Origin of the sequence: Paenibacillus sp. JMULE4, from assembly GCF_013337105.1 — a bacterium.
Taxonomy (GTDB): domain Bacteria; phylum Bacillota; class Bacilli; order Paenibacillales; family NBRC-103111; genus Paenibacillus_G; species Paenibacillus_G naphthalenovorans.
Genome location: NZ_SGWF01000020.1, coordinates 240,889 through 256,189 on the forward strand (window position 1 = coordinate 240,889; position 15,301 = coordinate 256,189).

At 47.1% G+C, this 15,301-nt stretch carries 14 protein-coding genes; all 14 read right to left on the minus strand.

Going from position 1 to position 15,301, the window contains the following annotated elements; translation table 11 throughout:
• Positions 1 to 30: 30 nt before the first annotated feature.
• Positions 31 to 810, minus strand: coding sequence for an IS21-like element helper ATPase IstB (gene istB / locus EXW96_RS23970; protein WP_174349575.1), 780 nt, complete (start codon positions 808 to 810; stop codon positions 31 to 33).
• The gene (istA, locus tag EXW96_RS23975) at positions 807 to 2,402 is read right to left on the minus strand and encodes an IS21 family transposase (protein WP_155615814.1); all 1,596 of its coding nucleotides are present in this window, start codon (positions 2,400 to 2,402) and stop codon (positions 807 to 809) included. The genes istB and istA overlap by 4 nt, the downstream gene beginning before the upstream one ends.
• Positions 2,403 to 2,527: 125 nt before the next feature.
• Positions 2,528 to 2,692, minus strand: a complete 165-nt coding sequence (locus EXW96_RS28710; protein ID WP_375256478.1) for a group I intron-associated PD-(D/E)XK endonuclease — start codon at positions 2,690 to 2,692, stop codon at positions 2,528 to 2,530.
• 411 nt (positions 2,693 to 3,103) lie between these two features.
• Positions 3,104 to 4,900, minus strand: a complete 1,797-nt coding sequence (locus EXW96_RS23985; protein WP_174351593.1) for a DEAD/DEAH box helicase — start codon at positions 4,898 to 4,900, stop codon at positions 3,104 to 3,106.
• A 20-nt stretch (positions 4,901 to 4,920) separates the two neighbouring features.
• A complete protein-coding gene (locus tag EXW96_RS23990) occupies positions 4,921 to 5,523 on the minus strand; it encodes an HNH endonuclease (RefSeq protein ID WP_174351594.1) in 603 nt (200 codons plus the stop codon).
• A gap of 1 nt (position 5,524) precedes the next feature.
• Entirely contained in the window at positions 5,525 to 6,487 is a 963-nt protein-coding gene (locus EXW96_RS23995) for a DNA cytosine methyltransferase (protein ID WP_174351595.1), read from the minus strand.
• 165 nt (positions 6,488 to 6,652) lie between these two features.
• Positions 6,653 to 8,251: a recombinase family protein gene (locus EXW96_RS24000; protein ID WP_174351596.1), complete on the minus strand. Its 1,599-nt coding sequence runs from the start codon at positions 8,249 to 8,251 to the stop codon at positions 6,653 to 6,655.
• Positions 8,252 to 8,338: 87 nt separating this feature from the next.
• A complete protein-coding gene (locus EXW96_RS24005; RefSeq protein ID WP_254611544.1) occupies positions 8,339 to 9,295 on the minus strand; it encodes a recombinase family protein in 957 nt (318 codons plus the stop codon).
• A gap of 159 nt (positions 9,296 to 9,454) precedes the next feature.
• A complete protein-coding gene (locus EXW96_RS24010) occupies positions 9,455 to 10,300 on the minus strand; it encodes a hypothetical protein (RefSeq protein WP_174351597.1) in 846 nt (281 codons plus the stop codon).
• Positions 10,297 to 10,965 (minus strand): hypothetical protein, encoded by a 669-nt coding sequence (locus EXW96_RS24015; RefSeq protein WP_174351598.1) that lies wholly within the window; start codon positions 10,963 to 10,965, stop codon positions 10,297 to 10,299. Before EXW96_RS24015 ends, EXW96_RS24010 begins: the two co-directional genes overlap by 4 nt.
• Positions 10,966 to 11,077: 112 nt before the next feature.
• Positions 11,078 to 12,733 (minus strand): IS5 family transposase, encoded by a 1,656-nt coding sequence (locus EXW96_RS24020; protein WP_174351011.1) that lies wholly within the window; start codon positions 12,731 to 12,733, stop codon positions 11,078 to 11,080.
• 742 nt (positions 12,734 to 13,475) lie between these two features.
• Positions 13,476 to 14,276 carry a hypothetical protein gene (locus EXW96_RS24025; RefSeq protein WP_174351599.1) on the minus strand — a complete coding sequence of 267 codons (801 nt, stop codon included), beginning with the start codon at positions 14,274 to 14,276 and terminating at the stop codon, positions 13,476 to 13,478.
• Positions 14,277 to 14,309: 33 nt separating this feature from the next.
• Entirely contained in the window at positions 14,310 to 14,570 is a 261-nt protein-coding gene (locus EXW96_RS24030) for a hypothetical protein (protein WP_174351600.1), read from the minus strand.
• Positions 14,571 to 14,671: 101 nt separating this feature from the next.
• Positions 14,672 to 15,280, minus strand: coding sequence for a JAB domain-containing protein (locus EXW96_RS24035; RefSeq protein WP_174351601.1), 609 nt, complete (start codon positions 15,278 to 15,280; stop codon positions 14,672 to 14,674).
• Positions 15,281 to 15,301: the final 21 nt, after the last annotated feature.

The following is a 15,301-nucleotide window of genomic DNA, read 5'->3' on the forward strand; positions in this document are numbered from 1 at the left end:
ATTTCCGGCCACGCGGCATAAAAATAAAAGCTACGCCAACTGCTGTTTTTGCAACCACTCCTTTGTTTCTTTCATGCGATATGAATTTCCGTTCATGTTGACGATGTAAGACTGATGCGTCAGCCGGTCAATCATCGCAGCGGTCATCACCGGATCTTGAAAAATCTCACCCCATCGTTCAAAGGACAGATTGGTCGTAATGATCGTCGATTTACGTCCAGCCCGAAGTGACAGATGGGTAAACAATAATTCAGACCCTTCTTTATCAAACGAGATGTAACCCATCTCATCAGCTATGACCAGATCATACTTCTCGAAACGGTTCTGGAATGCACGTAGAGTCTGTTCCGACCGGCATTCCCTGATCCGGTTCACGAGCAGGGGGACGGTTGTAAACCATACTTTGTAACCCTCCAGGCAAGCTTTCAGACCTAACCCGATGCTAATGTGCGTTTTTCCAGTCCCTGGGTTTCCGGACAGAATTACGTTGCGCCCTTCTCGGATAAAATCTAGCGTTTTCAACAGTTTTAACTTCTTCTGTGCATCTTCCGGCAAGTCCCCGACAACCAAATCTTCGAGATATTTTTTGTGCGTAAATTCCGCCAACCGTATTCGGTTGTACCGGGACGCTTCCCGACGGGCATCGCATTCCTTTTCGAGAAGTTGCGTCAGAAATTCTTCGTAACTGGCGTCCCGTTGAGTCGCTTCCTGAATTTGCTCTTCCAAATGCTTACGAATCATCGGGAGCCGCAATTCTTTGCTGTATTCCAGAATCATTTCCTTCAACGCCTTGCGCGGCGAGTGGCTCATGCAGCGCCCTCCTTCGTTTCTGTCGGCCTAGTATCAAACAATTCATCGTACATGCGCAAATGCTCAACTGATCGCTCCGCAATCTCTTGGCCGGTTTCCGAATGTGTCGTCCGAACCACCGGCGCCAGATCTCGGTTTTTGGCACATAGCACTTTAATTTTATCCGTGGTTACATGGGCTGGGTGGATCCACTCCAATTCCTGAATAGCTTGCTCGATCTCCGCGAAACTGGCATCATCTCGAATATATTGCAATAGTTGTACAAATTCCTTGTTGCGTCTGGTATAATACCTTTCGTAGATTGTTTTTATCTTTTTGGGAGCCTGTTGCCACGCCGCGCTACCGGCGAATGCACCAGGTTTTTTCTTTAGCGTATCTAAATAATGGTTCAAGTCCAGCCGCCACTCATGGCTGCCGGTACACCGTACATGCTCCGCTACTTTCGTTTCTTGGTGAAAACAAAGCACTCGGGTCGAGTACACCTTGATCATGATCGATTCTCCAACCAGATGATCTGGTACGGAGTAACGATTTTGGTCCACCATAATCGTCGCGTATTTATCCGCCCGCCCGTAAAGTACACGGGCTGCGTCAAACGGGGGCGGGGAAGGCAAAAGGGTGGGGCGTTCTTCTTCCAGTCGTTCCTTCGCCGTCTGGCCGTTATTCTCGGTTTGCGGCTTTTGGTTGCGCTGAGTGCACACCTCCTGTAAATATTGGTTCGCTTCTTCAAGCGATTCAAATTCGTGCCGGAAGGCGAAGGCTTTCCGACGCACGACTTCTACGCTGCGTTCCACATGTCCTTTCTCATTGCCGCTGCGAATATTGCAAAACCGGAATTGAAAGCCGTAATAAAGCGACAGTTGGAGTAATCCTTGTGTCGGCTCCTTATCCGTTCCGACGAACCGTTTCACCGCGACTTTCATGTTGTCATACACCATGGTTCGATACACACCGCCGATATGCTGAAAGAACAGGGCATGTGCTTCTTGGAAGCATTCCGTCGTTTGCTTGGTGAACAGGTATGCAAAACGGTAATTCCCATATGCGGATGTGAAGACTGCCATCTGAAAAGTTTGAAACTTTCCATTAATTTTGAGCTTCACTTCACCCCAATCGAATTCGCAAATGTCCCCAAGCTCATACAGTGCCTTTATGTATGCTTCCTTTGGTTTTCGTTCCAAACTACGAACCGTCCGAAGAACAGTACTATAGCTGATTTGGATACCTTCGGCTTCTAGTGCCTCGAAGATATCTACCGCCTTCTTTTGCTGTTTGCGTTGCCCTTGGCTTCGCTTTACTTCGTTCTCATCCAGATGAGCCTGAATCTTAGCTGTCATTTCGTCGGTCAGTTTTCGTTTGGGTCGAATTCCGACTGTATACTTGGGCGCGGTAGTGAGGGCATCAATCAGTGCTTGGATATCCACCGAGTTGTTCCCCTCAGCTAGTAGCTGTTGTCTCCTTTCCTCATATTGCCTGATGTACTTCCCAACCGTCTCCCGATGGATCCCTGTCAATCTTGCAATCTCCCGGCGCGACCTCCCCTCATGAATATGCATCATTAATATTTGTTGCATCGTGTTCATCGCGATCATTCTCTCCCAGCCCCTACTTGTTGATTTTCTCTCCAAGTAGGTTTATCGGTTGTGGCCGGTTTTTCAATGATTTTGCTGGCCTGTTTTTAAGTTACCATAGACACAATGGGTTGAGTGAGTACGCTTCAAGGACATACACTTGGTAACGGCAACGGCGAATTCTTATACGCAGAATCCTGTTTCAAACTCTTGACCTGAATCTTGATAAACCGTCCGTCCTTCTCCGCCACAAGATCATACCTGCTTGCCCCCGACAACGGACGGCTGACAGTATAGCCTGCAACATCAATTTACCTGCAATGACGACTTCGCGGGCATCAGCTAGATTTTGTTGCCCCGGATCACTCAAGCGTCCGAATTCCTCCCGCATATGCTTTTGCATTGCATATTTGATACTCCGTCAAAATAATAAATAAGGGAACCATTAAATTTAGCTCCCTTATTCTCTACTCTTCCTAATCCCCAGCAATACAAAGATCACTGTTTAAGCAAATCATCTCGAATAGAATTTAACTTAGCTATATCCAAATCAATCATTTTGACTGCACATTCAACACAATAATGCTCATCAGTTCTGTTGACAGAAAGTTTTAGTCTCTTATCTCCCTGCTTAATTTCATGTGTACTCATATGTTGACATTTATGTCCTCTTCGTGCAATATCAACGGAAAGCTTCTTCAAAAATGATTTGGGCCGAGGCATTATAATACCTCCGCAGTAGCTTCGTTAACAATCTGCTGGAGGTTAGCTTTAATAGCCTGTAGCTCAGACAAGCTATATTCGCTTCTTGAGCCGGGCTCCTTACCAACAAATTGATTTATTTTTCGATCGATAGCTGATTTCAACAATACAAAATTAGTTTTTCCGAGGTGTTTCTTATCAAGTTCGCGTCCATGCGGATTAATTCCGCGTTGTTTCAAAATAAACCCGGTTTCATTCCTCACAAGTTCGTCTAATGCTTGTCTCGATGCTTGCCTTTGCCGTTGCTTTGTTGTTGGTACGGGTTTATGCTCATATGCGGTACGAAGGTCTTCAAGGGTCACACCTTTATCTTGCAAAAGTTGAATCGCTCTTTGAACTTCGGCATCTTCAAGAATTAATGGGATTTCTTCAATGATAAGACCTGCTTGCCCCTTTATTTCAACTTGGTTTGGTTTCCTCCCTCTTGTTCTAGGTTCAATTTCTATTTCTGTTGCATCTCCGAAATCCAAGCTCTCCATCGGGAGTAATTGATCGAAGAACTCTCTGTCTGCTTGACTATACTCCTGAAAGTCGCTCCACAATCTAGCGATATTGGAGCCTGCATGGAAAACAACTGTTCCTTGATTATTAATACTTTCAGAATCATTCTGATCGATGGCCCTCATGATTCTTCCGACAAACTGAACGAAAGGTGAAAGCTCCCTGAAAACACTAAACACTGCGGCTACACTTAGATGCGGGTGATCGAATCCTTCTCCCAGTTTCCGAACTTGAACAATGGCATCCAGTTGATGATTTTTAAGCCGGTCTAGCACACGCTCGTTTTCAGCACCGTCCTGCAAGCTATGAACATAGTCAGCCTGTAAACCTCTAGCCCTATATGCTTCAACAACTTGAATGCAATGCTGATAATTGAGAGCCGAAGCAATAATCTTATGGCGAGGGTTCTGAGACTCGCTTCTGATCTTGTTAAGGGCACGTATTGAAGCATCGACAATAGTGAACAACGTTTCTTCCGATGTAACTATACTTCTTCGAAAATCGGCGTCTTCCTCACCAAGTCTGCGAACTTCATCAAGACTAACTTCTACTTCTCTATTATCCTCTCTCCGAACGTATTTTAGTGTCTGTGGATTTAATACAACAGCCTTAAGCTTCTTTACATATCCTTCTTCTATTGCTCGGACAATTGGGAATGAGTATATAATTTCCCCGGACATCAGCTGTCCATCAGACCTTCTTGGAGTTGCACTATAATTTACGATTCTAGCTTCCGGAAACGCTTCTCGCAGTATGTTCCAGCTTTCAGCAACATTATGATGTGCCTCATCGAATAATATTAAGTCAAAGAAATCTGATGGAAGGGCTCTTAGCCAGCGATTGTTGTTCCCTTGAAGCTGTTGAATATTCGTAATAACAACGTCGGCTTCTTCCAAATCACTAACATTTGTCGCCGTGCCCCTAATTTCTGCAGGCTCGGGATATTCTTGTCCGTTTAATACCCGGCATTTAATGTAGAACATATCTTCCTTAGTAGGATCAAAATCTTTATATAACTGACCTGCAATGTTAATACCGGGGGCGATTACTAGAGCCCTTCTAGATTTAACTGCAAATGGGGTCAATGTAATAAGGCCCGATTTTCCGCACCCTACAGGCAAGATGATTGAAGTTTCTCTTACATCAGGTTGACCCTCATAATGTTCAAAGATTTTGGTATATGCTTCTTTCTGCGGAATTCTAAGTTGTGGATTATCAATAATGTTAGGCTCTATCGTTTGAAATGCATTGGCCATCTTATCCATCAACTCCTGAATCATTTATTTTGTTTACAAAAATCTTCTGCCTGCTTGGGGAATTTCCGAACTAACCATTCAAGAACCTTTAATTGCTCCGAGCCGGGAGCACGACGAATTTGTGCCAACAGCTTATTCGCCATGGGTCTTTCTAGTGTAATATTTGCGGCTCCTTCATTGCAGACCGAGCAAATCGCTCTTAAGTTAGAAGGGTCATCTGTCCCGCCAAGGGACTTATCAATAATATGACCGATATGTAACCGGGTTTTTCTTGTTGGGTCGTATGGATGCGGCTCTCCGGCTACTGCCCCGCACATCTGGCACGTAAATCCATTTCGATCAAGCACGAAAGCCCGTGTCTCTTTCGATATGGCCCGTTCAAAAGCCGGTAATGGTTTTGTATCTACCAACACATATTGCCCCGGCTTCAGGTCACTCCTGTCGTTGTGAGTGATTATGTTCATGCCTTCCTCGTTCCGAAGTTCCCTGATACGCCTGGCCCATTCACTTGCACCGTCGGCGACTGTTTTTAGCGTATCAGAATCCAGCACCTCTCCAACATGCTCCAAAAAGTATTTTCTTAATTTTGCTTTTGCACCATTACCTCTAGTACCCCGAGCCATCTCAAGCTATTCCCCTTCTCTTAGACAGTGCCGCATCCAATGCTTTCTTTATTGACTCTCCTACCGCTTTTGCTACTGGCGGCGGAAAAGCATTTCCGACTTGCCTATAAGCCGGTGTCTTTCTCCCTGCAAATTCCCAATCAGGCGGAAAACCTTGCAACAGAGCCGTCATTCTTACAGTAAGCCGCGGCATACCAACAAAGTCTGGTGCTGGCGGTTCATCAGCGATACCACGGCCATCCACATGAAGTTGTGCCCAAGCTTTTTTGGAACGTGTGGGGCCTAAGTCCGGCCCACCATGCTTTTTGGAGCCCCCTACCAAAGTCGGTGCAATTGCATTGGCTTTGTTTCGCCATTCGTATGCACCTTGCCACCCCCTGCTTATCATTTCTTCAAATAAAACATCGCCAACTGTTAGTTTGGTAAATATATCCGGTGCAGGCCATTGAAAAAATCTAGCATACTCTTTCAAGAGAGCTACGAATATCACTCGCGGTCTTAATTGCGGAACTCCATAATCTGAGGCATTTAATAACTGCCAATAACCTTTATATCCCAAGGTGTCCATTTCCTCAGTAAATTCATTTCGGTACTTTTCAAACGCAGGCGATAATAGTCCCGGTACATTCTCAATCATTATCGCTTTTGGATTACATTCTCTTACTAATCGCGGGATTTCGGGAAACAAATCACGTTCATCATCCGCACCTAACTGTTTCCCGCCAGTAGAAAATGGTTGGCAAGGAACGCCACCTGCTAACAAATCGACACCTTTATACGGTGTCGCATCAAAAAGTTTTAAATCACAATTGATAACATTCCAACTAGGGCGGTTTGTAATCAATGTCTGACAAGCTTTCTCATCGATTTCAACTAAAGCTAAGTGCTCAAAACCTGCTTGTTCCAGACCAATTGCTTGTCCTCCGGCTCCAGCACAGATTTCAACTGAGGTATAATTAGACACCTCATACCACCCTCCTCAACACAAACATTTGTTCCTATATTATAACTTTCCGAAACGTCATTTTTCAACAAAAATAACCAAATGCAGGAGACCCCTTGTGAAACTTTGTAATCCGCAGAGTCTCCTGCAATTATATCTTAAAAATGATTATTCATATAGTCCCGCTTACCATTCAGCGACTACCGTTTTCTCATAAACTTCAATGCCGCCGTAGTTGAATCGAATCGTCAAAAACAACTTCTTCGTCTCCCGCTGAATAAACAGCTTCGATATGAACTTCCCGGCAAGTTGGTGCAACATTTGCGGATTAGCTACTTCATCGTCCAGTAAGCTGATAAAAGTCTGGATGTCGTACTTCACGGATGCGATATATTCGTCGGGCAGATCGACTGCCGTAATTCCTTGAGCAAGAGCTTCGTACTCCGCCACCTTCACCTGCAACTCCTGATTCATCTCATCGAGCATTTCTTGATGATATGGCTTCCCCTTGCCCGACTGTATGTCCGCCTGGATAGCCTGAACTTTTTTCTTCAGAAAGCTGATCTCCGCCTCCAGATTGGATTGCTGAGCGATCAGATGCTTATTCTTGTCGTTGTGGTACAGCCGGATTTCTTCCGATAAATTGTTATCCATCGACAACCTTAATAACGCAGTACGCAGTTTGTTTGAAACCAGTTCCTCAACCCGGTCTTTCCGCCATCCGACATAAGAACAGAACTCTTTGCCCTTCCTCAAATAACCGCCGCAGGTGTAATACTGTTGCCCGCCGCTCTTGGTTCGCGTAGAAGCCGAATTTCCGACCATTCGGGTACCGCACTTGTCGCAGACCATCACCCCTCGGAGCCAGAAAGGTGATACCGGCTTCGAATCAAACGGCTTGTGCGTCTCCCCGCCGCCATTATGCCGCTTCTTGGCGTTTTCTTGGCACAACTCAAACAATTCCTTGGAGATCAAAGCAGGATGGGCATTCTCAGTGATAATCCACTCCGAACGGTCTCTCCATTTCTTGCCCTTGGTCTGATAATCCTGCTTGTTCCACACCTTGCGGCCAATATACGATTCATTATAGATGATCGCACGGATCGTACTTGCTGACCATGTACCGCCTTTCTGCGACAGAATCTTTCGCTCATTCAGTTCGGACGCTATCTTGTGGTATCCCTTCCCCTCGTAGGCATACTGATTGAATATCCATCTCACAACATCCACTTCTTCACGCGGCCCCGGAACCCATACTGATTTTGTTTTCTGATTTCCGAGGGCAATATGCTCTGTCCGGTAGCCGTAAGGCGGCGTACCGCCGTTGTTGTAACCTTGTTTGGCGTTCTGTGTCATACCCTTCCGCACTTCAGTAGACAAATTCGCGTTAAAAAACTCCGATATAACTTCCAGCATGCCTTCAAGCAACATGTCCTGCGGTGTCTCCGCCTCTGTCTGCTCGGTTACGGAAATGACTTTAACGCCAAATTGGTTCAACAAAGCTTTGTAGATCACATGGTCGTCTCGTTTCCGGGAAAACCGGTCGAACTTGTGAACAACAACTGCGTCGAAAGGGCGATTCGGACGCTTTGCCAGAGCGATCATCTTTTGAAATTCAGGCCGAACATCGGTCTTGGCTGATTTGCCTTTCTCGATAAATTCGTTAACGATGACCCAACCCTTGTTCTGGCAATACTGCTGGATGGCCTTAATCTGTGCCGGGATAGACAACTCCTTGTCAGCTTGACGTTCCGACGATACACGGGCGTAAATGGCAACTTTCATGAGTGAACATCTCCTTCGTATAAAGGTTTTTGGACATAAAAAAAGCAGGTACACCGATGTGAACCGGCATACCTGCGATAAACCTGCTTATGATCTTAGCTTCCGCGACATCAGTGACGCTTGGGCGGCAAACCACAGTTTTTCATCAATAATGGCGGGGTGTGCGTTTTTCGCAACTATCCATTCGCCCGCAGGGTTCATGGTGCCGTTGACAACTGATTTCTTGTTCCATACTCGATGGCCCAAGTAAACCTGATTGCCAAGTATGGCGAGTATCGTTGATGGTCTCCAGCGATACCCTTCAGGCACTCCTTGCAAATTCAATTCACGGGCAATGCGTTTCCCTCCCATTCCTTCTGCCGCCATCTTGAACATTTGCCGGACTAACCTGACTTCTTCATCCGGGCCAAGCACGTACGTGACCTTACTGCCCCGCTGAACGCGGCGATAGCCAAAGGGCACTCTTCCGCCGCAATGGAACCCCTGTGCCGCGTTTTCCCGCATTCCCTTTAACGTCTCATGCTTCAAATTGACGTTATAGAACTCACTGATGACTTCCAGCATTCCTTCGAGCAGAACGCCGTGGGGCGTGTCCGGTTCGGTTGGCTCGGTTGCCGATAAAACAACAACACCCTGTTTCTTCAACAGGGCTTTGTAGACAACATGATCCGCACGACTGCGACTAAAGCGATCAAACTTGTGGACGAGAATCGCTTCAAAGTTCTTGTCAGGCTGTTGAGCGGCGGCAATCATCCGCTGGAAATACGGCCTGTCTGCGGTTTTAGCGGACTTCGCCTCATCCACATATTCGTCGACGATGTTCCATCCGCGTTCATTCGCATAACGTTGTAACGCTTCCCGTTGAGCGGGGATGGATAGTTCACGCTCGGCTTGCTGTTCTGACGAGACGCGAAGATAAGTGACGACATTCATTGCGTTTCTGCTCCCTTCGGTAATCATTGTTGTTTTGATGATTTGAAGCGACGACACTGACTGCGGATGAGATTGCACTACATATCGCATCACTCCCTTCAAGGCTTCCATCCGCATTTGCATGCTGAAAATAAAAAAGCCCGATCTGCATGAGATCAGGCTAGAATCTATGAATCTATCATACTTGCTCTTTTATATGTCTGTAGGTACGTACCTCATGGACAGGGCTTCTCCCTTAGAGCCACAAGGCTTCTCATGTAGATGCAAGCATTATATTTGTGCAAGTGCAATCTGAACACAACTGCTGTCAGCAAGTGTTGCCTGTTGTTTAGTAAGCACGATCTCCAGTACATCTTCATTGCGAAGTCCTAACTGTTGCAGTATCGGATAATACATCCTCGCCATATTGTCAACGTCCTTGCTCAGAATGTTGCCCAAGAACAATAGGTGCAAACGGTATGGCCCGCCGCCCGCGATCTGCATCCCGTCATTTCTTAGGGCCGCCGCGACATCGTCTTGATAATCATAATTGCCCAACGGCCACCGTACATCTTTTGAATAATTGAGTAACAGCGGATCAGTCTTGGGGACTGCATGAACGTGAACTTTTCTGAACTCAACTACGGGCGATGATGACGGGCCATTGTAGTCAAACAACCTGACGGATAATACATCTGGAGACTTCGTAACAGCACTTCTTCGATTACGGGCCCGCCAATTGTACTTTATCGAACATGAGAATATACAATGGTCATCAGTAACGATCTCTTTATTGATTCCATCCACGACCGACTTCATCAAGAGCAGGAGCGGCATTTCGCTAATGCTTCTGGAAGTGGTAACATCAATTTCAACTCTGAACTGCCCTTTTAATGGATAAGGGATTTTCGCATCTTTGAGGACGGCTCTAAGCAACGATGTGATTTTTGCTTGGAAGTCCATCATCGGAATGTGTTGAAGCATATGGGATTCATTCTGTACGCCCCGCTTACCTTCATGTTCGTACGGCAATCCTATTGGCTCGTCAAAGATTCTTATAAACCGCATTTGATCGTGCTCTACTGTAATTGTCTTATCCAGTAGAGGAACTTGCAATGTTCTGATTGTCATGCTCATGGAAGCATCCTCCCCCACTTCATCATCATCGTTTTGTCATGAACCGGCTTCTTTAACAAGTGCTTTGGCCGAAGTATGATCTTCTCCTGAACCTTAGCATTTTGAGGCGGATTACATTGCCCTGCATCCCCGAAGTAAAAGTCATCAACAAAAAGACATTTTACGGGTATAAACAATCCCTCGTAGATCAATTCAAGAACAGTGTCGGTAATATCATTTACCGAGCCTTTGACGTTATAGCAGAACCCTTCCTCCAACTCTATCGTCTCGTTTTGCTCATCGATAGAGACAATTTGAGGATTAACCCCGCCGAAGTATTCCAGCCAACAGTGCCCATGCAATAATAACATTGTCTTCAACCGCCGGATTGACCATTTTTGGCGTGTAGCAGGTTTGTTGTTTAATATATCATTTTCGACAGCTTCATTAGGAACCATTATATAGCCTGTATTGCTATTCTTTAGTCCTCTTGGACTAAGCTTTATCTCTGCACAACTGTGATAGCTTTTTTTCACCGGATGATAATCAGGAGCCACCAATATTTTAGTCTGATACGGTTGTCTGGGCCCGCTCGTCCTCTCAATGAAATAATTTCTTTCTAACCAATCCAGAGCCTTATCGACTACCTTCGAGTAATTGGAAAGTTTAGTCGCTCCCGGCGGCAAAGGTTTCTTGTATCCGAGATCAATGTTAATGTCTTGTAGTGTCTTAATGCATTTTCTGAACCGCTTATCTACATGCCGACAGAGATATAAATAGGGCTTGCTGAACGATTGTTTACCTGAAAATGATGGTGGGGCGACGGCGAAGCAGAATGGAAAAAATGAAGCAAAAGAGAACGCGCAGCCTGCGTTCCAGATTCATCACCAGCAGTTGCAGCGTGATGACGGACTCGCTCGTCTGTGCAAGGCGCGCTCGAATACGGTCAAGCCCGTACTTTCGCTTGCCTTCTCCGAATTTGCCTTCAATGGCGTTTCGTTCCCCCGCATCTTGTTTAGCCAGGTGCCGCTGCTCGTTTGTCTGACCGTCTTTCGGCGGTCGACCCAAAGCCGGTCCGCTGAGCCGAATGCCATGTTGTTTGCAGAAGTTTCGATTCTCCCGCGTGCGATAGATTTGATCCGCCTGTACAACCGCCGGATAGCATCCCATGCGGCTGCGGTACTTCTTAATCGCCTCGATGAGCGTCGTGCTCTCGTTGAAATTGTCCCAGGAAATACGATCAAGGAACGCATAGCCCTTCGTCATGCTTACGGCGATCTTGGCTCCAAACTCGACTCGCGCTTTGGCTTTCCCGCGCACGATCGGCCTGACATGCGGTTGGTGAATGCTGACGATCCGATCTTCGATCTGATGTGTACGACCGTTGTACATTTGAAGTTGCTGGCGATACAGTTCGTGAATGACCAACAAGTCGCGGCAGGCTTTGCGGCTAAGCAGCGTAAGCGGCTGCTCTTTCGCCTGCTCGGCGATGATGGCCAGATTACGCCCGACGTATCCAAGCTGTCGCCTGATCGCTTTGCGAATCACTTTCGGTCCCGGACGGCGCTGCTTGGAGACCGCCAGATACTGCTTGCGCGCTTTTTCCCTGTAGGTACGCGGCTTTGTCGCTTTACCGACAACCGGTTCATGCAGCGTGTCGATGATCCCTTCGAGCTTCTCCCGTGCCTCATTGAGTAGATTCAAATCGGTTGGATACGCGACATCCGCCGGTGCACAACTGGCATCAACGAGAAGCGTTCCTGCATTGGGAGTGAGCGGTGCTTCCGTAACGAGTTCTTGCCTATCTGTGGAAAGCGGCTCGTTTGCTGACGCCTGCTCATTCGCCCATTCCTGGGCTTGTTCCGCAAGCGCCTGCTCCGTAGTGGCTGGGATCGCCGGCTTCACGGCTTGGGCCTTCGCATCATCAAACATCGTTTGTTGCTCCGCTGTATCTGAAGAGGCGCTCTTCTTGCTTGCTCGTTTTCTTTTACTGCTTATGCCGCCGCCATTCGCGTCGCCCTCGTCATCGTCCTTCCATTCCTTCGCGCCTTCGGTGGCCACGATCTCATTGATTTCGGCGAGCACATCCTTCAGGCGTTTGCGGAAATGCGTCATCATGGAGTGATGAAAGGGGGGCTTCATTTCGAACCCGGCCAAGCCAATGAAGTACTGCATGTACGGATTTTCGCTGATCGACGCAAGCGTCTCCCGATCCGTCAGCTGCATCCGCTCTTGAATAATGAGAGCGCCCAGTCCCATTCGCAAGCTGAGTGTGTGCTGCCCGCGAAACGTGTCCTTGAAGAACTGGCCGTAGTTTTTCTCGGCATGCGCCCATGGTACCAGCTTCGCCAACTGAACCCAACGATTTTCTTTATCCAGTTTCCCGCCGAAGGGCAGAAAGAAATCGTCCGGCAAAATCATTTGGTTTTCTAGATGCACGGTCGGCTTGTACACGCTCGTCACTCTCCGTCTGCAAGGTTTTGGCTGCTATTTCCTGTGTTTTCTTTGCATATGAATTCGACATAATGAGCTCAAACCCCTTGTTGTGACGCCGTTTTTAGCCAATTTTCGAGCGTTCAGCAAGCCCTAAATAAATCCTGAATGCATGGCCTTGTTGGTCTGCAAAATTAGCATATACATCGGACAGTATCTTTCGTTGAAAGATGAAAAACTGATCTGTAATAATGAATTTCTTGCCAGATTTGTTCTGAGCCAATAGTGACTTAAAGTTATTTATCTGCATCTTCATGGTGATTTTCCTCCGTAAAAGCGGTATCGGTTTCATTGTATATAAAACGAAATGTTCGTTAAAGCAAATGTTTGATCGGTTAGAGAGGTGGGTTGTATATTTCTCATCGCATACATGGTAATAGCTCTAATGGTGGTAGAAGCCCAGCAGTGAGCTTAGTCAAGCCCGGCGACAGCCGCCGCAGGGAAGGCTTGACTGAGCGGTGTCCATGTACCCACGCTCTTGTAATTCCCGACAACTTGTTTGGCGGGTTCGCCACGCGGCGAGTGTAATACGGGAGGTGTAGGAGGGCGGTAGCCTTCCTACGGCCCCTCAGGGGCAGTGGGGTGGTTTTTGTTTTGAGTACCGCCTCTCAATCCGGACATTACGAGTTATGGGAGCAGGGCGGCGACGCAAGGAGCCGCCCGATTTCCCATTGTTGGCGTGTCTGAATGTCTTCTTGCAATATCAATCGGCAATCAATTCGAACCACAACTCTGCTCCCGGCCCGCCTAATGTTTGCAATACATCGGGAGGAACAGCGACCAGATATGCGTCATCCTCAACGGTGACGGTAATTTTATAGACATGGAATTGTAATTCAACCGCAGAACGATGTATCCATCGGCGGCGACCCGCAGAGACGATAAGGTTGGTGTCGGTAATTGTGATCCGCATCATCTGCTCCTCCGCACTCAGCACGAATCCGGGCGGGAACAGCAACCCTTTCTCGCTTACTACAAGGACGATATCGGCGTTTTTACTAGACAATAGACTCTTTATACCCTTCGGCCCACTAAACCCGCCCACGGTGGATTTTACGCCCTTATAGACGTTAGCAATCATTCCCGACAGTTTGCCAATTAGTTTTATCACAGAACAGTACTGCATCCGTAACACCGCGTCTGCATTGACCAAAAGAACCTTATTCACACGATCAAGCATCATTCCGGTGGTAGAGGCGGATGATTTGAAGAAATGCATTCGCCATCCGCCACACAACTTTTCAATGAGCCGCTGAAAGGACTTCAACTTTCGTCGCTCGCCGTCACCTGTAATATCATCAGCCAGCAAAGCAATTTCGAATCGTTCCTTGGTAACTTCGGAGACGCATTCTACTATCTGCAACGATTCTTTGGATACCATGCAACGCGAATCTCCAATAATCTGTACGACGATGATAAACTGCGGATGAAGTCCGCCAACACCATCTGCATCTAATTGTTTCACCGCCGCCGGTAAATACTGCTGTTTGCCATTTTTGTTCAAGTCGTTCATCCTCCATGTGTGATTTGATGTTGTTTAATGAGGCAAATGAAGCCCATCGATAAGCCGAGCGAGAATCGCTTTTTGCAGACGTATATGGCAATACCTCTGATTCAGGTCGGCCTGAATTTCTGTCGCCGCTTGAAGCAGTATGTGAGCCTCATGAGCATCTTGCTCGCCGCGATAAACTTCTACCGGCACCCTTTCGATTAACCGCTCGCAAGCTTCGATCCGATGATGCAGTTCATCAGCGGCGACCACTAAACGCTCGTATTCTTCCAACCAATACTCACGCATATCCCGTTGCCTCACTTCCATTGTGAAATGAAAAAGCGGCCCGCCAATAAAAGCGAACCGCTATCATACGAATTTTCATTGTTGTTGCAACAATGCGGGGGTCACATGAGCCCACGTTCCTTCATGCTGACATAGCAGTTGTCACCGAGGATGAGGTGGTCGAGAATGTCTATGGAACAAGTTGATGCGGCGTTCATGATGTTTTTCGTGACCGAGCAATCTTCTGGGCTCGGATCAGGCAAACCCGAGGGGTGTTGATGCCCCAGAATCCCGGCCACGCAATTACGCTTTATCAGGGGTCTTAGAACAAGAAGCGGGGTGACAAGACAACTGTTTGCCGTCCCTGAAGATACGACCTCTGAGAATACGACATTGTTTTTTGTACCCAATCCGATGACTACGAACCTTTCATTTGGCTGATACAGTAAGTGCGGTTTTAGCACTTCATATGCATCATCCGGCTTTCTGATTATTGTCCCTGTTGACTTAGGCGGTGTTGCGAGAAATTTCCCCAATTGCAATGCAGACTTGATCTGCTTCGCTTTTGCAGGTCGTGCCCCGCATTCGATGATTTCCTCATGCGTAAGCTCCAGAAGTTCTTGCACGCTCGAAACGCGGGCGAAGAGTTGTTCAATAACATAGCTATCAGGCTTCTCACGAAGCGTTTCAGACAGCAAAATCTTTAATGAGGACATCCCATATTGATTCATACTTGAATCCTCCGTAAACGC